Annotated in this window: 14 protein-coding genes and 1 pseudogene; 9 read left to right on the top strand and 6 right to left on the bottom strand. The window is 48.1% G+C overall.

Features of this window, described 5'->3' with window-relative positions:
* Positions 1 to 169 precede the first annotated feature (169 nt).
* Both DXZ20_RS04200 and gltB read right to left on the bottom strand, forming a co-directional pair.
* Entirely contained in the window at positions 170 to 769 is a 600-nt protein-coding gene (locus DXZ20_RS04200) for a DUF1802 family protein (RefSeq protein WP_163696650.1), read from the bottom strand.
* Between the two features lie 141 nt (positions 770 to 910).
* Positions 911 to 5,557, bottom strand: coding sequence for a glutamate synthase large subunit (gltB, locus tag DXZ20_RS04195; protein WP_163696648.1), 4,647 nt, complete (start codon positions 5,555 to 5,557; stop codon positions 911 to 913).
* Positions 5,558 to 6,298: 741 nt separating this feature from the next.
* Here gltB and DXZ20_RS04190 point away from each other — a divergent pair.
* The 8 genes from DXZ20_RS04190 to DXZ20_RS04155 all read left to right on the top strand — a co-directional run bounded on the left by DXZ20_RS04190 (position 6,299) and on the right by DXZ20_RS04155 (position 15,009).
* Positions 6,299 to 8,137, top strand: coding sequence for a phosphodiester glycosidase family protein (locus tag DXZ20_RS04190; RefSeq protein ID WP_163696646.1), 1,839 nt, complete (start codon positions 6,299 to 6,301; stop codon positions 8,135 to 8,137).
* A 416-nt stretch (positions 8,138 to 8,553) separates the two neighbouring features.
* Entirely contained in the window at positions 8,554 to 8,979 is a 426-nt protein-coding gene (locus tag DXZ20_RS04185) for a phosphomannose isomerase type II C-terminal cupin domain (protein WP_163661818.1), read from the top strand.
* 274 nt (positions 8,980 to 9,253) lie between these two features.
* The gene (rpsL, locus tag DXZ20_RS04180; protein ID WP_006515834.1) at positions 9,254 to 9,628 is read left to right on the top strand and encodes a 30S ribosomal protein S12; all 375 of its coding nucleotides are present in this window, start codon (positions 9,254 to 9,256) and stop codon (positions 9,626 to 9,628) included.
* 162 nt (positions 9,629 to 9,790) lie between these two features.
* Positions 9,791 to 10,261: a 30S ribosomal protein S7 gene (gene rpsG, locus DXZ20_RS04175; protein WP_163661816.1), complete on the top strand. Its 471-nt coding sequence runs from the start codon at positions 9,791 to 9,793 to the stop codon at positions 10,259 to 10,261.
* Between the two features lie 80 nt (positions 10,262 to 10,341).
* Complete coding sequence (fusA, locus tag DXZ20_RS04170) at positions 10,342 to 12,417, top strand: elongation factor G (protein WP_163661815.1); 2,076 nt, start codon at positions 10,342 to 10,344, stop codon at positions 12,415 to 12,417.
* A gap of 26 nt (positions 12,418 to 12,443) precedes the next feature.
* Entirely contained in the window at positions 12,444 to 13,673 is a 1,230-nt protein-coding gene (gene tuf / locus DXZ20_RS04165) for an elongation factor Tu (RefSeq protein ID WP_163661812.1), read from the top strand.
* Positions 13,674 to 13,788: 115 nt separating this feature from the next.
* Complete coding sequence (gene rpsJ, locus DXZ20_RS04160) at positions 13,789 to 14,106, top strand: 30S ribosomal protein S10 (RefSeq protein ID WP_006515830.1); 318 nt, start codon at positions 13,789 to 13,791, stop codon at positions 14,104 to 14,106.
* A gap of 246 nt (positions 14,107 to 14,352) precedes the next feature.
* Positions 14,353 to 15,009: an LON peptidase substrate-binding domain-containing protein gene (locus DXZ20_RS04155; RefSeq protein WP_163661810.1), complete on the top strand. Its 657-nt coding sequence runs from the start codon at positions 14,353 to 14,355 to the stop codon at positions 15,007 to 15,009.
* A 30-nt stretch (positions 15,010 to 15,039) separates the two neighbouring features.
* Here the strand turns inward: DXZ20_RS04155 and pheA are convergent, their stop codons facing one another.
* Positions 15,040 to 15,888, bottom strand: coding sequence for a prephenate dehydratase (pheA, locus tag DXZ20_RS04150; RefSeq protein WP_163661808.1), 849 nt, complete (start codon positions 15,886 to 15,888; stop codon positions 15,040 to 15,042).
* Between the two features lie 177 nt (positions 15,889 to 16,065).
* Between pheA and DXZ20_RS04145 the strand changes: the two genes are divergently transcribed.
* The gene (locus DXZ20_RS04145; protein WP_163661806.1) at positions 16,066 to 16,611 is read left to right on the top strand and encodes a DUF1997 domain-containing protein; all 546 of its coding nucleotides are present in this window, start codon (positions 16,066 to 16,068) and stop codon (positions 16,609 to 16,611) included.
* A 40-nt stretch (positions 16,612 to 16,651) separates the two neighbouring features.
* Here the strand turns inward: DXZ20_RS04145 and DXZ20_RS04140 are convergent, their stop codons facing one another.
* The 3 genes and pseudogenes from DXZ20_RS04140 to DXZ20_RS04130 form a co-directional block, all read right to left on the bottom strand.
* Positions 16,652 to 17,233: a ribonuclease HII gene (locus tag DXZ20_RS04140; RefSeq protein WP_163696644.1), complete on the bottom strand. Its 582-nt coding sequence runs from the start codon at positions 17,231 to 17,233 to the stop codon at positions 16,652 to 16,654.
* Positions 17,234 to 17,241: 8 nt separating this feature from the next.
* Positions 17,242 to 19,302 (bottom strand): ribonuclease E, encoded by a 2,061-nt coding sequence (rne, locus tag DXZ20_RS04135; protein ID WP_163661802.1) that lies wholly within the window; start codon positions 19,300 to 19,302, stop codon positions 17,242 to 17,244.
* A 672-nt stretch (positions 19,303 to 19,974) separates the two neighbouring features.
* Positions 19,975 to 20,310 (bottom strand): annotated as a pseudogene (locus DXZ20_RS04130) (ribonuclease J); the annotation flags it as partial.

Raw genomic sequence — 20,310 nt, 5'->3', positions numbered from 1 at the left:
GTACAAAATCACTGCCTCAATAAGCGAGCAGCTTGTACTTTGTATGGCTGATTAGCTAGGGAAGCTGGGGATCGTCGGTTTTCCTTTATAGTTATCGACTTCCATATAAATTATGGTTTCAAAACGTAGGTAAATATGACGTAAGTAAGATCATTTGCAATGAAACATCTCAAAATATTTCATTGCCTTGCCAGGACCTGATGGTCTCAAATTGCTGGATTTGATGGTATATCTTTTGTCCGGTTACCGTCCATGTCTGCTCATCTAAAACGGGGACAGATTGTTTGGTATCTCTAGGGGTTTCTAGGTTTAGCCAAGATCGACAGCCACCGTAGGCAGCCTGCCAGTCAAGCTGTACTGGTGTTGTTAATCGATATACACGCATTAACAGCAGGTGCAGGGGTTGGCTGGGTTTCCAGCGAAAACGTTCCGTTACAAACTGCTCGTTCCAAATGTGAAATGGCAGCAACGAGTTAACAGACTGCTCATTTCTAACGGTCCACACCTGGGTAATATTGGCCCAAGCTTGAATAGTCACCTGGGTTGGATGCCAGCCAGCCGCCACAGGTGTTACTTGTGTAGCCCATTGGGGTTTTAATAAGTTCGTTTTTTGGTGTTCATAGGTGGGGTATAGCCAGACTCGCTGATGGGGTACTTGAAAATGGTTGCCTACCTCACGAATGCCTCCCTTGCGCAGCAGCAGAATTGTTTGGCCTTGGACAAGGGCATCCACTGCTACAGACCATTCCTTCAGAGCATGTTGAAGCAATTTTGGGCACCTCCGAAATCGCTTGAAATCGTAACATCCTAGACTAGCTGGATGTCTGTCAAAAACATAGCCATCTCCCACTGAATGGAGATGGCTGAGAAGATAATGACAAGTCAAGTAAATGTCAGCATTTCGGTTAATTTAACCAACTGTGGTGACAACGGTTGCTGTGCTATCTAGCGTTTCAGGACGATCAGCTTCTGATGGAGGCACCACCTGCCAGAACCTGGGTAGATAGTTGTCCCAATTCGCTAAGATCTGGGCCGCTTTAGTACTGCCAGTGCGTTCTGCGTGATTGGTAATCATCTCTTTAAGCTGTTGAGCACCGGCTGTGGTGATCACCCGCTGTACCTTGACAATCTCAGGGTTAACTCTGGTGGGGAAATCACCTTGTTCATCGAGAAAGTAGCCTAGACCACCGGTCATACCGGCACCGACATTACGTCCTACGCTACCGAGGCAAACCACAACGCCACCGGTCATGTATTCACAGCAGTGGTCACCGGCTCCTTCAATCACAGCCTGACCTTTAGAGTTACGTACGGCAAATCGCTCACCAGCCTTACCAAAGGCATAAAGTGTACCGCCAGTGGCTCCGTAGAGACAGGTGTTGCCGACAATGACGTTTTTCGATGGATCGTACTGGACGCCTTCGAAGGGCGTAATGATCAGTTCGCCACCGTGCATCCCTTTGCCGACATAATCATTGGCTTCGCCGATGAGACGGAGATTCATCCCCGGTAGGTTAAAGGCTCCAAAGCTTTGACCGATGCTGCCTTTGAATGTGAGGTTCAATGTGCCAGCAAAGCCAGTATTGCCGTATTTTTTGGCAATGGCTCCAGATATGCGGGCACCGACAGAGCGATCAGTGTTGATGACATCAGAGGTTTTGTGGAGTTCAGTCTGGTTAGTAATGGCTTGCTGAATCTCGGCATTTGCCAGGAGAGTGTCATCCAATACGGGACCATTGCTATGAACATCACCATGATCAAGCCAGGTGCGATCGCTACGGGTATCCGGCAATTGGGTAATGATATTCAGCGTCAAGCCCTGGGTTTTGGTGAGGCTAGCATCAGCGCGAGTGGTCAGCAGATCCGCCCGACCAATAATTTCATTCAATGAGCGATAGCCCAAATGCGCCAATAGTGAACGAACTTCCTCAGCGACAAAGTGGAAAAAGTTAACCACATGCTCAGGCACACCGGTAAAGCGCTTACGCAGTTCTTCGCGCTGGGTAGTGACTCCAACGGGGCAGCTATTGGTGTGGCAAACTCGGGCCATGATGCAGCCCTCAGCAATCATGGCGATGGTGCCAAAGCCATATTCTTCTGCACCCATCAGGGCACCCATGACAACGTCCCAACCAGTTTTAAGGCCCCCGTCAACACGCAGTAGCACGCGGTCACGCAGCTGGTTTTCCATTAACACGCGGTGGACTTCGGTCAGACCCAGTTCCCAAGGCACACCTGCATGCTTAATAGAGCTGAGGGGAGATGCCCCCGTACCTCCATCATGGCCAGAGACCTGAATAATGTCGGCGTTGGCCTTGGCCACACCGGCTGCAATGGTACCAATGCCAATTTCAGACACCAGCTTGACTGAAACACCTGCAGTTGGATTGATTTGGTGCAGGTCGAAGATCAGCTGAGCCAGGTCCTCAATCGAGTAGATATCGTGGTGAGGTGGTGGTGAAATCAACGTTACGCCAGGCTTGGAACGGCGTAGTGAAGCAATGTAGTCGCTCACCTTACGACCGGGTAGCTGACCCCCTTCACCCGGCTTGGCACCCTGGGCCATCTTGATTTCGATTTGCTTGGCGCTCATGAGGTACTCAGGTGTGACGCCAAAGCGGCCTGAGGCTACCTGTTTGATGGCGGAGCAGGCGGTGTCACCCGGCTTTAAGCCCTTCAGGTGGGGCAGCGTGGCTGACAGCCCGTTATCGTCCACATCGTTGATGGGCTGGAAACGGACGGTGTCTTCGCCGCCTTCTCCAGAGTTAGACTTGCCCCCGATGCGGTTCATTGCGATCGCAAGTGTCTCATGGGCTTCCCGAGACAGTGCCCCCAAGGACATCCCCCCGGTGCAGAAGCGGCGCATAATGGCTTCCACTGGTTCCACCTCCTCCATCGAGATAGACCCACGGTCACTCTTGAAGTCCAGGAGATCTCTCAGCGCTGCTACAGGACTCCCCTTCAGCTGCTCCTGGTACAAAGCATAGTGGTCATATTGATTAGACTTCACTGCCTTGTGCAGCAGTTTAGTGAGCTGTGGGCTGTTGCTGTGATATTCCCCCTTAGGCCTTGCTTGCACAAAGCCCATGTGCTCTAGACGTTTGCCAGTGAGCTCGGGGAATGCTTTGCTGTGGAAACGCATGGTTTCCTCGGCTAGCTCAGCCACGGTTAGACCGCCCAGGCGAGAAATACTGCCCTTAAAGCCTGCTGTTAATAATTCAGGGCCAATACCAATTGCTTCGAAAATTTGCGCACCTTGATAGCTGGAAAGTAAAGAAATGCCCATTTTGGATAGAATCTTCAGCAATCCAGATTCCACGGCCTTACGGTAGTTGGCCTGGGCTCCATTCAATGTAGTGCCAGGCAGCTTGCCGGTTTCCATCAGTTTTTGGGTTTTGCTGTTGGCCCACCAGTGACGAACACTTTCTAGTGCCAGGTATGGGCAGACTGCGCTGGCACCGTAGCCCACTAGGCAAGCAAAGTGGTGGGTGGTCCAGCACTGAGCGGTATCCACTATCAGTGAAGCTTTCATCCGCAAGCCGTTACCGATCAGATGGTGGTGTACGGCACCTACGGCTAATAGAGGTGGAATGTAGGTTTGAGTGGCGGATAGTGTGGCTGGGTTGCCATGGGCATCGATGCGATCGCTAAGGATTAAAATCTCAGACCCTGCCTTAACGGCTGTATCGGCTTGATTACAAAGAGCCTCCAGCGCTTGGCTCAAGCTATGGGGGCCGTTTTCAATGGTGTAAAGCGTAGAAATGCTAGCTGTTTTCAAACTACCCTGGCGAATTAGCGCCAGCTCATTGTCGTTAACCACCGGTGATTCCAGCTTCATCAACTGACTCGGTTGTTCATCCAATAGATTATGGCGCTGCCCCAACTGCATTTGTAACGACATCACCAGTCGCTCCCGCAGAGGATCGATGGGGGGGTTGGTCACCTGGGCAAATCGCTGCTTGAAGTAGTTGAACAGCAGATGAGGCTTCTCAGATAGCACCGCTAAAGGGGCATCGTTCCCCATGCAGTAAGTGGGCTCTTTCCCCTGAGCCGCCATATCCTGAATAACCATATCCAGGTCTTCAGCCGTATAGCCGAAGGCGGTTTGCTGTGTCAGTAGAGACTTTCCTTCCAGGTATGGCTGTTCACTGAAAAGCTGAGGAGAGATGTCTTGACGATGGTTGCGGAGCCATGCTCCATAGGGTTGAGTTTGAGCCACCCGCTGTTTGATATCCCAGTTTTTCAGGATTTCATGGGTCTCAAAGTCAATGGCGATCATTTGACCAGGGCCTAAACGTCCCTTTTCAACGATCTCCTCTGTAGGTAGCTCAACGACGCCTGCTTCGGACGAGACAACCAGGTAACCGCTGCGGGTAATGGCGTAGCGAGCAGGACGCAGTCCATTGCGGTCCAGTGTGGCACCCACTTGCTTGCCATCGCTAAACACCACAAGTGCTGGACCGTCCCAAGGCTCCTGTACACCACTGTAGTATTCATAAAAGTCAGTGATTTCAGGATAATTGAGTAGCTCAGGCTGATTTAGATAGGCCTCAGGCACCATCATCATCAAGGCCTGGGCTGGCGTACGCCCTGAGCGAACCAGCAGCTCCATGACGTTGTCTAAGTTGGCCGAGTCACTGTTATCAGCATTCACAATGGGTTTCAATTGCTGGATGCTGTCTCCCCATACAGCACTTGCCAAATCCGCCTCTCGGGCCATCATCCAGTTGATGTTACCGATCAGCGTATTAATTTCACCGTTATGACCCAATAGACGCATGGGGTGGGCTAAGGGCCACTTTGGCATGGTGTTGGTGCTAAAGCGACGGTGATAGACAGCAAATGCGCTTTCATAATCACTATCTTGCAAATCCAAGTAGAACTGTCCAAGCACATCACTGCGGACCATGCCCTTATAGACCAAAGTTCGACCAGAGAAGGAGCACATGTAGGCTTCTTTGAGGGCCGCTGCCAGCTCGTCACTGCCCTGAACCGCTTCCATTGCTCTTAGCCAGGCACGGCGCAATAGAAAAAGCTGGCGTTCTAGTTCATCACCAGTTGCTTCTGATTCAACAACCACCTGCTCAATCTGAGGCTCAAATTCCCGAGCTAGTGCACCTAATGTCTCAGATGCTACGGGAACAGGCCGCCAACCAATCAGGGTCATACCAGCGGCCTTAGTTACCTGAGCAAACTTTTGTTTAGCAATTTCAGCGGCATCACCATGACGGGGTAAGAATGTCATACCCACGCCAACATGGCCCTGCCTTAATGATTGGCCAGCGGCCCAGCACTGCAAAATTTTCCAAGGGATGGCGGTCATAATACCTGCCCCATCCCCAGAGTCATGGTCGGCGCAGCAACCTCCCCGATGTTCCATGCAGCTAAGGGCATGCAACGCATCAGTAACTAAGCGGTGACTAGCACGGCCTTGCTGATCAGCAATAAAACCCACACCACAAGCGTCTCGTTCCTCCACTAGTGATTTAGGCCCCAAAGGCTCCAGGCCTTGACATTGCTGATTTGTTTGCACATTATCTACACGCTTATTACCCATGGGCCAGTCACAAGAAGAAAATAGAAAAACGATTGGTTATCTAACTGCTAGAGAATCCCTCGCAGTTATTACTAATAGCGATTGAAAAGTAATCTCCCAGATACGCAACTAAGGGCGATTAAGATATATCGCTCTACAAAATTGGTAGACCGTAATAAATCCACCTAAGGAAACGAGCTATTGACACCAGTCAACATCGCTGAACAGGATCGATGTGTATAAACTGATACTCCCAACAGCACTACGTGGGAAATCTCCCATGAGCCGACCATTGCCTGCAAACGCTCATAGCGGGCGTTCGGTGTGACAATGATCACACTACCTTTACATAGTAAAAGTAAATCAAATTTAGCGATCCTTCACTGAACTTGACGAACTGCGTTGGGAAATGTCCTCAAAATTCTTGAGGATCGCTATTATCAAGTGCCTCACTTGGATTCGTCAAGAATCTTTAAGGGCTTTGAAAGATGAGGTGCTTGTGGGATTTGTGGGGTCTTGGTGCCTGGCTATGGGTATGCCAAAGTCCAGATTGAGCCGTGAAAGCTACAGTTGTCTTGGCTCAGCCTATTTTAATTGTGCTGGTATGTGAAGGTTATTTAAAGTGACTTCACTGTCCATAGCCACTTCTTTCTAGGTAGTACCCTTGGGGTAGTTTCAGGATTGATAACGCCTGGAAAGCGGTCGGTAATTTAAAAGCCCTGCTGCTAATTAATTCGCTTCACCTCGTTGAATTGGTTGCCTATGTCGGTGCAAGGTCCTTGGTCGCCCCATGTCAGATCGTCACTAAAGTATCTTGTTTTAATGCTTTGTGTCTGTAGCTTTGTGCTAGGCGGTGCGCAAATAGATTCACAACCAGCTGTAACTAATGTTGTTACAGCATCCTTAGGGCGACTGGCACTGGTGAAGGCTACAGAGCCAACCGCTAGTGGTCGACAGTTGCGACTCAATGGCCGCCTGGTGAATGGTGCATGGCAAAAGCGACGTGATTTGATTGGCATTGCAGATGGTGCGATCGCAACCCATTTAGGTGTTGATTTAGGCAGTACAGGCGACCCATCTGAGCAGCCTGTATCTTGGTTTAATGGCGCTAATCAAGGCATGCTGACCTTGCCTGCATGGCGATACGAACATCATCGCTATGTGGATATTTCCCCCTTGGGGCGTCAACATGAGTGGCAAGTCACTCCCCAGGGCTCAGTTCTAGACTTAACCCTGCCAACGAGTCAGATCATGGCGGTTCGTCAGGGGCGTCAATCCTGGGGTGATCGTCTGGTATTGGATTTAAGTAAAGAAGCTTCGTGGCAGGTAAGCCCGGCAACCAATAGCATTACGGTGACCGTTGATGCCGCAATGGATACAGGGGCTATCTCAGCCTTTAAACTAACGCCCACCAACAGCCTCAAAGGTGCCAACATCACTTCCAGTGCTCAACGCACCACCCTCACCTTGACCGTGGCCAACCATCTGAAGCCCCATGTCTGGAGTTTAGCTGAGCCTAACCGCCTGGTGATTGATATTCGCCCTGATGCTCTCAGATCTAAAGAAATCCTCTGGGCCGATGGCGTGCAATTTCAACAGCGTTACGTTAGCTTAGGCAGTCAGCGCTTCCCTGTGTATACCTTAAGTCTAGACGCCAATCATCCTGACTTTTCTTTGCTGCCTCTGTGGGCGTTTCCTGACCAAGCGGCTGGCATTAAACCGCCATCAGATTTAGCCGAGCAGTGGCAGCCTATAGCCTTAATCAATGGCGGCTTCTTTAATCGAAATAATCAATTGCCACTAGGGGCATTACGGTTTAATAACAGCTGGATTTCTGGCCCAATTCTTGGGCGTGGGGCCATGGGTTGGGATGACCAAGGTAATGTCATCATGAGTCGCCTAACTCTAGCGGCCACCGTCACCGCTAACAATCAAACCTATCCTATTGATCACCTCAACAGCGGCTATGTCAAAGCTGGCATTGCTCGCTACACAGAACATTGGGGGCCTCAATACACCACCCTGGTTGATAATGAAGTGGTTGTCACGGTGCAAAATGAGCGAGTGCTGCAGCAACGTACGTTGGGATCTGCAGGTCAAGAGACTGTGCCCATTCCTCCAGGTGGTTATCTGCTCGTTTTACGGTCTTTTAATTCCGCTGCATCCGCTTTTGCACCAGGAGCAACCGTCGCCTTAACACAACAAATGCAACCCTCTAGTTTTGAGCAGTTGCCCCACACTTTAGGGGCGGGTCCTTTGCTGATAACCAGAGGGCAAATAGTCTTGAACGCCCAGCAGGAATCGTTTAGCCGTAACTTCATCGAAGGTAGAGCCCCCCGCAGTATTATTGGCCTTACTCCGACTGGTCAAATCAAGCTAATCGCTATTCAAGATCGGGTGGGTGGCCGTGGTCCTACGCTGCCAGAAACTGCTCAGATTGTTCAGAAATTGGGATGTACTGATGCACTTAATTTAGATGGTGGTAGCTCATCTAGCCTTTATCTAGGCGGGATGTTGCTCAATCGACATCCCCGCACAGCCGCGCGCATCAATAATGCTTTAGGAGTGTTTGCTAGTTCCCCTGTGGAAAATCGTCTGTAAAAGTGCCCCTGATTGAAGCAACCTTTAAAGTATTTTCCGTAACTTGAAGACTCCGTTTAGTTAATTGCTTCGGTGGCCTCACTCGTGACGCCTATCCAATTTCCGCTGTTATGATGAGACCTGAATTGAAAACGTTATTCAAAATCGCTACTACAGATCGCGGCGTTTTTTACTAAACCCAATTTCTCTAGGGAAGCGATGCATTAAAAAATCCCTGTAGCTCCTTAATACCTACGGTAACTAAACCGGTATTCAAACCTTGTGCTGATTGTATCAGCGAAGTTATTACGCCTACTGCTACTGCTCAGCTACTGGCAGGCTAAGTTTTCTTTGGCCTTGGCAATTTCTACAGGGTCCGCCATTAAAAATCGTAGCCACTATCCGTATCTGTACTTTCCCAAACAGGAACTATAACCATGGTCCAAACTCAAGATCGTCCTAAATCATCTACTCAGGAAAATAAAGAGAGCTTGACCACTATCAGAGATACTCCCATCAGTGACACCCGTCCTTGGGGGTCTTTCACCGTCCTTGAAGAGGGTAAGGGCTACAAAATCAAACGTATTGAGGTTCAGCCTGGTCATCGTCTGAGTTTACAGATGCACCACCACCGTAGTGAGCACTGGATTGTGGTGTCCGGTACCGCCAAAGTAACGTGTGGCGATCAGGAGATTCTTCTTTGCACAAATCAGTCCACCTATGTACCTGCTTGTACCGCCCACCGATTAGAGAATTCAGGCGTTATCCCTCTTGTACTTATTGAAGTACAGAATGGTGAGTACTTGGGCGAAGATGACATCATCCGTTTTCAGGATGACTATGCTCGCACAGACAGCAAGTAAATTCAGTTTGAGCCATTAATGGCAGCTGACAACACAGATATCTAATCTTTATACAGCAGGCCCAGGCAGACAAATCCTACCTGGGCTTGCTGTATCGGTTTGGACTGCCCTTCACTCTATCTGCTCAATATTCAGAGCTGCGTCCAAACAAGTCCAGATTCGACTCAGCTTTCCCTCAAAAGTAATCAGAATAAAGATTGACAATAAAGCCTCGAAATCGATACGATGGGGTCTTGTGAAAACTTGGAAGCAATAGGCATTTGCCTTTCTCAGTATGCCAACTATTCAACAGCTCATTCGGAGTGAGCGCAGTAACGCTCAGAAAAAGACCAAATCCCCAGCGCTGAAGAGTTGCCCTCAGCGTCGTGGAGTTTGTACTCGTGTCTACACCACAACGCCTAAGAAGCCTAATTCTGCGTTGCGTAAGGTAGCTAGAGTTCGACTAACGTCTGGTTTTGAAGTGACTGCCTACATTCCAGGTATTGGACACAATTTGCAGGAGCACTCCGTTGTCATGATTCGCGGCGGGCGTGTTAAGGATCTTCCTGGTGTTCGTTACCACATTATCCGCGGCACCCTGGATACTGCTGGGGTGAAGGATCGCCGTCAAGGTCGTTCCAAATATGGCGCTAAGCGTCCTAAGGAGTAACGGTTCTGCGGCAGCGCACTACGGGAGGTGGGCAGGTGTGGCCCTAGGCTTTCGTGTAGTTGCAGTGCGTTTGCTAGTGTATCCGCCACAGACTCTCTAGCTAGCTATTGTTGAAGCTGTTCAACTCTTAGCACTCAACTCATAGTCTATTAAAGGATTAATATGTCTCGTCGTTCGAGCGCTCAGAAGCGCGTTGTTCCACCTGATTCTGTATATAGCAGCCGACTGGTCAGCATGATGGTTCGACGCATCATGGTGAGCGGTAAGAAATCCCTGGCACTCCGTATTGTTTACGGAGCCTTTAAAATCATTGAAGAACGTACTGGAAATGAACCTTTAGAGGTTTTCGAGCAGGCCGTACGTAACACCACTCCCTTGGTCGAGGTGAAGGCGCGACGTGTAGGTGGTGCTACGTACCAAGTTCCTATGGAAGTGCGCGCCGATCGAGGCACTGCTCTATCTTTGCGTTGGATTTCTCAGTTTGCTCGTCAGCGCGCTGGTAAGAGTATGGCTATTAAGCTTGCGAATGAACTTATGGATGCGGCCAATGAAACAGGTGGTGCTGTTCGTAAGCGTGAAGAGACTCATCGAATGGCAGAAGCCAATAAAGCTTTTGCCCACTATCGTTATTGATTTTTGAGTCAAGCTTGGCCTACTTGGCCTAAGCGTAACGATACGACTTTCTTCAGCTATGTTGTTTGAAGGTTATTGCCATGGCACGCACCTCTCCCTTAGAAAAAGTTAGAAATATTGGGATTGCCGCTCACGTTGATGCGGGTAAAACCACGACAACTGAACGTATCCTCTTTTACTCTGGTGTTGTCCATAAGATTGGAGAGGTTCACGACGGTAATGCTGTTACTGACTGGATGGAGCAAGAGCAGGAACGGGGTATCACGATTACTGCTGCTGCTATTAGTACTAGCTGGCGCGACCACCAGATAAACATCATTGATACACCCGGTCACGTGGATTTCACTATTGAAGTAGAGCGCTCAATGCGTGTTCTTGATGGTGTCATCGTTGTTTTTGATTCAGTAGGTGGGGTGCAGCCTCAGTCAGAAACTGTTTGGCGTCAAGCTGATCGTTATAACGTTCCTCGAATTGCGTTTGTCAACAAGATGGACCGTACCGGGGCTGATTTTTTTCGAGTTTACGAACAAGTTTGCGAACGTCTTAAGGCTAATGCAGTTCCTATTCAGATTCCCATCGGTGCTGAGGATAAATTTCGCGGCGTCGTGGATTTGGTAAAGATGCGGGCTCACATCTATGCCAATGATTTAGGTACAGACATTGAGGAGGTTGATATTCCTGAAGAGCTTCGGGAACAGGCAGAGGAGTACCGGACACTACTCATTGAGGCGATCGCTGAAACTGATGATGCTCTTATGGAAAGATATCTTGAGGGGGAGGCATTAACCGCTCAAGAAATTACTAATGCGGTGCGTACAGGGGTGACTAGTGGTGGCTTGGTCCCCATGCTCTGTGGTTCAGCATTTAAAAATAAGGGTGTTCAGCTTCTGTTAGATGCAGTGGTTAACTATTTACCCTCTCCTTTGGATATACCGCCTATCCAAGGAACATTGCCTAATGGGGAAATGGGTGAAAGACCACCTGAGGATGATGGTCCACTCTCTGCTTTAGCATTCAAAATTATGTCAGATCCCTATGGGCGACTGACATTTATTCGAATGTACTCTGGTGTTTTGACTAAAGGTAGCTACGTTTATAACGCCACTAAGGATAAAAAAGAGCGAGTTTCTCGCTTAATTGTCCTTAAGGCGGACGAACGTATCGAAGTTGGGGAACTACGAGCTGGCGATCTTGGTGCTGTATTAGGCCTCAAGGACACCACTACCGGTGACACAATCTGTACCACTGATAACCCGATTGTGTTAGAGTCCTTATTCGTGCCGGAACCCGTCATATCCGTTGCTGTGGAACCTAAAACCAAGCAAGATATGGAAAAGCTGGCTAAAGCTTTACAGTCGCTGTCTGAGGAAGATCCCACATTCAGGGTGTTTACAGACCCTGAGACGAATCAGACAGTGATTGCAGGAATGGGGGAGCTTCACCTGGATATTCTCGTGGATCGTATGAAGCGAGAATTCAAGGTAGAAGCAAACATTGGCGCACCCCAGGTTGCCTATCGTGAAACTATTCGCAAGGCGGTTACCACTGAAGGTAAGTTTGTGCGTCAAAGTGGAGGTAAGGGCCAGTTTGGTCATGTAGTGATTGATGTTGAACCAGGGGAAGAAGGCTCCGGATTCAAGTTCGAATCTAAGATTGTTGGTGGTACGGTGCCCAAGGAATACATTGGCCCTGCTGAAGCTGGCATGAAAGAAAAGTGCGAATCTGGTATTCTAGCTGGGTATCCCGTGATCGACCTTAAAGTCACACTGGTTGATGGTTCTTACCACGATGTGGACTCGTCTGAAATGGCCTTTAAGATCGCTGGATCGATGGCTATTCAGGATGCAGTCACGAAGGCTTCTCCAGTATTACTGGAACCTATGATGAAAATCGAAGTTGAAGCTCCTGATGAGTTTCTCGGTGACATTATGGGAGACCTTAACTCTCGTCGAGGCCAGATTGAGGGTATGGGGTCTGAGAGCGGACTTGCCAAGGTAAGTGCAAACGTACCTTTGGCTGAAATGTTTGGCTATGCCACTGACATTCGTTCAAAGACTCAGGGTCGAGGCATATTCTCTATGGAGTTTAGCCACTATGCGGAAGTTCCGCGCAACGTGGCTGATGCGGTTATCGCTAGAAACAAAGGGAACGCATAAGTTAGTTTAGGGACACAGTAAAATACATGGCACGCGAAAAGTTTGAAAGAAGCAAACCCCACGTTAACATCGGCACCATTGGCCACGTTGACCACGGTAAAACCACGCTGACAGCTGCGATCACTATGACCTTGGCAGCAGCTGGTAGTGCTAAAGCTCGTAACTACGAGGATATTGATGCTGCTCCTGAGGAAAAGGCGCGGGGTATTACGATCAATACTGCTCACGTAGAGTACGAAACCGAAAACCGTCACTATGCCCACGTAGACTGCCCCGGACACGCAGACTATGTGAAAAATATGATTACAGGTGCAGCCCAGATGGATGGTGCTATCTTGGTTTGCTCTGCAGCTGATGGCCCTATGCCTCAGACCCGTGAGCATATTCTGCTTTCCAAGCAGGTTGGCGTACCTCACATCGTCGTTTTCTTAAATAAGCAAGACCAGGTAGATGATGAGGAACTACTTGAGCTGGTTGAGCTAGAAGTTCGTGAGTTGCTCAGTTCCTATGATTTCCCTGGTGATGATATTCCTATCGTTGCAGGCTCTGCGTTGAAGGCTGTTGAGGCATTGCAGGCGAATAGTAGTATTGGCAAGGGCGAGGATGAATGGGTAGATAAAATTCATGACCTGATGAATCAGGTGGATGAATACATTCCTGCTCCCGAGCGTGATGTTGACAAGCCTTTCTTGATGGCTGTTGAGGACGTTTTCTCTATTACTGGTCGTGGTACTGTAGCTACTGGCCGAATCGAGCGTGGTAAGGTTAAAGTCGGTGAAACAATTGAGATTGTTGGTATCCGTGACACTACTCAGAGCACAGTTACAGGCGTTGAGATGTTCCAGAAGACCTTAGATGAAGGTATGGCTGGTGACAACGTTGGTGTTTTATTGCGTGGTATTCAAAAAGAAGACATTCTACGCGGTATGGTGTTAGCGAAGCCTGGCAGTATCACTCCTCACACTAAGTTTGAGGCTGAGGTTTACGTTCTAAATAAGGAAGAGGGTGGCCGTCATACTCCCTTCTTCCCCGGTTATAAGCCTCAGTTCTACGTGCGTACCACTGATGTAACTGGTTCTATTGCTAGCTTCACTGCTGACGATGGCAGTGCTGCTGAAATGGTTATGCCTGGTGACCGCATCAAGATGAACGTGGAGCTAATTAACCCTGTAGCGGTTGAAGAAGGTATGCGTTTCGCTATTCGTGAGGGTGGACGTACTGTTGGTGCCGGCGTAGTTTCTAAGATCACTGAGTAATTATTACTGAGTAATCTGTTTTAGATTAATACGAAGAGGGCATTCTCAATGCCTTCTTCGTTCCCTTGGTCGTAAGGCCTGTGAACCTTGATAATTAGAGGATACTTTAGTCGTAATGGCTACTATTCAGCAGCAAAAAATTCGCATTCGTTTAAAAGCTTTCGATCGTCGTCTCCTGGACACTTCGTGCGAAAAGATTGTAGACACGGCAAACCGCACTAATGCAACAGCGATTGGTCCAATCCCTTTACCTACTAAGCGCAAAATTTATTGTGTACTCCGCTCTCCCCACGTAAATAAAGATTCGCGCGAGCACTTTGAAACCCGCACCCATCGACGCATTATTGATATATATCAGCCAACTTCAAAGACCATTGATGCTTTGATGAAGTTGGATTTACCTGCTGGTGTAGATATTGAAGTTAAGCTTTAGTCTTCTAATATTATTTCTGTAGTTAGTTATTGCGCTGGTTTTTGTGTAATAACTTGATGGTGGATCTAAGAGTATATGCCTGGGCATGAGTTTTTGAGATGCTCAGGTATTACTTCTGCATATCCTGTGTCTAGGGCTGTTTGAAATGGGTGGATAGGTTAGAATAAGCATGCTGCATCTGGTAGACATGCCATTATTTGGTTGTCCTATGGGGTGTTTGCTGCAAAGTATCTCCTACCTGCCATAATGGATTCTGCTTCATCAGTCGCTGTCCGAGAGCTACCCTTGTTCCCATTGCCTGAGTTGGTTCTCTTTCCTGGTAGGCATTTACCTCTCCATATATTTGAGTTTCGCTATCGCATCATGATGAATACGATCCTACAGTCGGATCGTCGTTTTGGTGTATTGATGATTGATCCTGATAGTGGTGAAATTTCGAAAGTTGGTTGCTGTGCTGAGGTGATTCACTTTCAGCGTCTGCCTGATGATCGAATGAAAATATTAACCATGGGGCATCAGAGGTTCCGTGTTTTAGATTATGTTCGTGAAAAACCTTATCGAGTAGGTCTGGTTGAGTGGGTTGAGGATGAAGCTGCGGATAAAGATTTATCACCGTTAGCATCTGAGGTAGATCAACTGCTTCGAGATGTTGTTCATCTTTCATCCAAGCTTACAAGTCAAGAGATTGAGTTTCCTGAGAGTGTACCGGAATTGCCCTTAGATTTGTCCTACTGGATTGCCAGTACGCTACATGGTGTAGCCAGAGAGCAACAACAACTCCTAGAAATGCAGAATACAGCTCAACGTTTGGAGCGTGAGGCTGATATCTTAACGTCTACGCGTAATCATCTAGCTGCTCGTACTGCCTTGAAAGATGTTCTTCCTGAGGATAGTCCTTCGTAAGCTTTGATGTCGGTATAGGTATTAATTTACTCATAAAATTTGGGCTTTAATTTCTTTGTAGCTACCAAAAACTTTTAAGCTTTTAGTGCAGTTTTTGAGTAGTTGTAAAGCTGCTTGGGTGTTTGGATCATCCAAGCTAGCTTCAATATCAATAAAAAATCGGTAGTCTCCTAAAGCTAGCTTGGTAGGACGTGATTCGATACGACTCATGTTGATTCCTTGAGTGGCAAATAGCTGGAGTGGTTTAAGTAGAGCGCCTGGGGTATTGTCTGGCAGTCTAAATGCTAGGGATGTGTGACTGCCATGGTTTATCAGGTTCTGACCTAGAACCCAAAATCGGGTTGCATTATCGGGGGTGTCATTAATGGGATCTGCTAATGTTGGGATGTTATATAGCTTAGCTGCCCATAGGGGAGAGATTGCTGCAAACGTCTTATTTTCAGATAGTTTAGGCAAAGCTTCAGTTGTTGAACTTGTTGCTATCTGTAGAGCATTTGGCACATTAGTGGCAAGCCATTTTTGGCATTGAGTCAGGGCCTGCGGATGAGAATAGACTGTTTTAATCAAGTCTAGACTTGTGGCCTGAGACAATAGAGCGTGGTGAATAGGAATTACCAGGTTATTTTGAATCTTTAAACTGTCTAATTCCCATAACATGTCTAGGGTATCGCGTACACTTCCACCAATAGAATTTTCAATGGGAACTACAGCGGTATCAGTTTCACCAGCTGCAGCGGCTTGAATAGCTTTAGAAATGGTACTGTAGGGCTTTAGGGTCGGCGGTACCTCATTACGGTGTGTCTTGAGCCAATGTGCATAGTTAGTAGCCGCCAATTCAGAGTAGCTCCCTGCTGGTCCTAAGTGCGCAATAGAAGTCATCTAGAAAATATATAGAGGGCGTCAGCGACCGCTGAAATAAAGGTGTTAGAGTTAGCTTAATAACTTTTAAGCAAAATGATTGTTGAGGGGTATGACGGCAAGGGGTGATGGCCTGCGATGCTGTTCATGCTACGGACATTTTATTTGTACGATGCGACCTTGGGGTGAAATTGGCTAATGGTTCATTTGCGTGCGTCGCAGTCTGTAGAAATCGCTATATCCCCAGCTCCTGTGCCAATCGATCAGTATTTAAGAAATACTGATCGATTGGTGTATGCCCTTGCAGATCCTAGCCAAATTAAAGTCTTGGGACGTCATACTTTCCAATTTAGTATGCGCTCCATCAAATTTTTGATGCTGACGTTGGAACCCGTGGCAGATGTTCAGATTTATCCCAATGATGCTGGTGAAGTAGTGATTTATTCAGACTCCTGTCGGCTCCGACAGCAAGCTGCACTCAATCGAAGGTTTTCGTTCAAACTGCAAGGCTGGCTGGCCGCACGTCCAGATAATTCTGGTGTTTCGGGCAATGCTGAGCTAGATATCAGCATTGATTTACCTGCTGCCTTCCAGTTGACTCCAAAACCTTTGCTAGAGTCGACGGGAAATACTATTGCTAATAGTATTTTAAGTACGATTAAACAGCGGTTGCAGCGGCGTTTAATCCATGAATACCGCGGGTGGTCTACAGGTGTACTGGCGTCGTCTCATCAGCTACGATAACCGCACTTAATCCCCTAACTTGAGCTAGAGCGCATATTAGTCACTCTAGTAGTGATAGTTGTTGGCAACTTTTGAAAGAGCGGCGATGGTATCGCGTAGGCCCTAGTTTTTGTAAACCAGCTAGATGTTTAGGGCTGCCATAACCTTTATTAGATGCAAGATCGTATCCTGGATAACGGTGTGATAAGCGGATGATCAGTGTATCTCGCCAAACCTTGGCAATGATACTAGCAGCTGCGATCGCAACCACTGATTGGTCTCCTTTAACCACTGTTTTTTGTTCTATCCTTAGTTCGGGAATCATCTGGTTCCCATCCACCAGGCATTGTGTTGGTTGAGGTGATAATCGCCCAATTGCTTGCCGCATGGCTTGCAATGAGGCCTGTAGGATATTTATCTGATCAATGCGGTGAACTGAAACCCAGCCAATTTGACTATCCACAGAAGCTGATTGAATCCTAGGCACTAGGTGTTGACGTTTTTTGGGCGTGAGGGCCTTACTATCTGTTACCCCTTGCTCCTGCAGCCATAATTCCAAATCAGGCCGTAGTATAACGGCCGCAGCCACTACAGGACCAAAAAGAGCTCCACGCCCAACCTCATCTACACCAGCCGTTGCCATGTGGAACCCTAGCCCACCGTGGCAGACGAGCGGCGACGGCGACGGCGACGAGTGGGAGGTGTTTCAGGTTCTTCTGATTCTGGTGAATTTTGAGAAGCTTCAGTAATATCCTCAGGGACAACATCAGACTGGTCTGGTGTACTTAGCGGAGCATCTGTACTGATTGAATCAGTAACCTCAGCAGACACGCTAGTCATATCAGTTTGAGTCTCCTCAGACCCTAAACTCTTAACCAGCATAGTATCAAAGTGTTCAGGCTGAAGTTGACTGGAATCCACTGATGTAGAAGTCTCTCCAGGAAGTACGACAGATACCACTACGTTTTTTGTATCTTGGATTTCCTCCTGGCTTAACACCAAAGGAGAAATCCCCATTTCTGCATAGATTCTTTGTTCATTAGGGGTCAGGGCGACGGTTACCACCTGAGGGGGCACTTCGGGTTTACGTCCACGTCCACGAGAACGTTTACCACGAGTTGAGGTTGTCTCTGTTGTCGATAGCTCGTCTCGGGAACTGTCTCCATTAGTGGCCAAAATAGGAGCAGAACCAACAATAGAGCTGACGTTGCTGCCGTTATTGACTAATTTAGGTGGAGTTGTGATTGACCGACCGCTGCGAGTGCTGCTGGGGCTATCATTGCCACGACGACGGCGGCGGCGGCTGCTGCGACCGTTACCTTTATCGTGATAGTCAGGATGATTGACCAAATCGAGAGACTTCAGATTTTGCTCGGGCTCCAAGCTATCCGAACGTTCTTGGCGTGCCATACGAACACTTGGCATCGGTACAACACGACTCGCTACTGCTGATTGTTGCACTTCTACAGGAGCTTCGCCCGGTAACTGAGCAAGATGACCCAGTCCACCACAGGCGGTACAAGGGCAGCTAAATAACTCGTAAATATTCTGGCCTTGACGTTTTCGAGTCAGCTCTACCAGTCCTAGTTCAGATAGCTGGGAAATTTGAGGACGGGCCTTATCAGCCTGTAGTGCCTTACCAAAATGCTCTAGGACTTGCATTTGATCACGCCGGGATTCCATGTCGATAAAATCGATCACAATAACGCCTGCCACATTCCGCAGACGTAGCTGTCGGGCAATTTCCACAGCCGCTTCACAATTAGTCCAAAGAACGGTTTCCCGTGCAGTTGCTGATCGAGTAAATGATCCAGAGTTAACGTCAATGACGGTTAAAGCTTCAGTGGGCTCAATAATGATATATCCACCAGATGGCAGATCGACTCGTGGCTTTAACGCTTCACGAATTGCTGCATTAACGCGGAAGTATTCTAGAATCGGCGGAGACTCAGTTCGGTGATGATCGACCAATACTCCAGCTGGTAAGCGACCATCACTCCAGCTTGATAGGTGTTGTTTCACCCGCTGCATACCGATATCTGAGTCAGTTACAATGCGATTGACGTCTGCATTGTAAACATCCCGTAAAACCCGCTGAATAAAATCATCGTCCCGATTCAGCAAGGCTGGTGGTCTGGTGGCCATGGCTTCTTGCTGAATCATCTCCCAGCGTTTTTGCAACGCTTCCAAATCTTCAATAATAGCTTCTTCAGATACGCCCTCAGCTTCAGTACGTACCAGTAGCCCCATACCTGGTGGCTTTGTCAAGATACCTAAAGCCCGTAGCCTATGGCGCTCAGCCTCATTACGAATTCGTCTAGATAGGTTAACCCCTCTGCCATAGGGCATTAACACCAGATATCGTCCTGGGAGAGTGATTTTCCCAGTCAGTCGAGGACCTTTATTTCCTGTAGGCTCCTTCATAATTTGCACCAGCACTTTCTGCTTAGGTGCAACTAACTCAGTAATAGGCCCCGGAGCTCTCTTTAGTTTTAGTGGCCCAAGGTCGGACACATGCATAAAGCCATTGCGCTCACTATCACCAATATTAATGAAAGCGGCATCAATGCCTGACAGTACGTTTTCAACCGTACCTACATAGATATCTCCAACCTGGTGGCTACCGGTAGCCACAATTAACTCTTGAATTTGATCTTCCGAAAAAACGGCGGCAGTACGATGCTGCTCCGCAATAATGATCTGCTTAGGCATCCAATTTCCTCAAAAACCCATGTAGCCAACCCATATTCACCGGGGTCGGCTTACGTAAGCTCAACGATTAATCCTTCAAATCTAAGACAGCCGCCCTAACCTAAACCCTCTGGCACCTCAGTTAAAGTCAACCGGGCTCTGGTGAGGCCATGGGCAGGCTACAGAGCAAACCGCAGGAATCCAAAAACTTCACTGCTTAGCAGCTAGAAGTAACGTTTAGATAAATCCGATTAGAGTACTGGGGCCTCAGACAGACCGTAAGCGTCGCTGGTACGTTGCAATCGCAAGTGTTCTGACAGAAGCGGAACTGGTCAGTACTCGCCGTTGGTTGAGCTGCAGCTAACAAGCTCTGTAGTTATCCTATGACAGCTTCAGTTGCAATGGATTATAGCTTGAGCCTGCCCATATGGCCAGGATTTTGGACTTTTTATTTAAATTTTTTCAGAGAAAATATAGTTGCCGTTATGCAGATTTATAGCAAACAGCTGAATGCGTTCAGCTGTTTGCTGAGTGTCAAGCTTTTGCTATTCATAGCTTCCAGTCATGACTGATGTTGTGAACTATGTGCGCCAAGCTATATCTAAAGCCCATAAAAATAAGTCTTTGAGGTGGATATTGCCATCCACCTCAAAGACTTGGAGTTACGTTGCTACTAATACTAGATAGCTAATACTAAACAGCGACAACTCGTTTTTTTATTGGCTGTGCTGGTTCCAAAGGCGTTGTCGTATCAATGGGCTGCATGAGGAAAACAATTAAGGGGTAACGTTTGGGGAGCTCACGCCGGACAAAATGACGAACCTCCTCCTCTAAGCGTGAACGTAATCCATCCCATCGAATAACCCGCTGATTCCCAGAGGTATCAATGACTTCGTTCCAACGACCCCGTAGTCCAGCCGTGACTACTTGGTAAACTTTGGCATCCCAATCGGCCTGTGAGTGCTTGGTAACCACACCGCGTAGATGTACTGCAGGAGGGGTCAATAACTTGCCATTACTGTCTACAGT

The sequence above is a fragment of the Adonisia turfae CCMR0081 genome (assembly GCF_011009555.1).
Taxonomy (GTDB): Bacteria; Cyanobacteriota; Cyanobacteriia; order Phormidesmidales; family Phormidesmidaceae; genus Leptothoe; species Leptothoe turfae.
The sequence above is the reverse complement of the archived record's forward strand: the minus strand, read 5'-3'. Positions and strand labels throughout refer to the sequence as shown.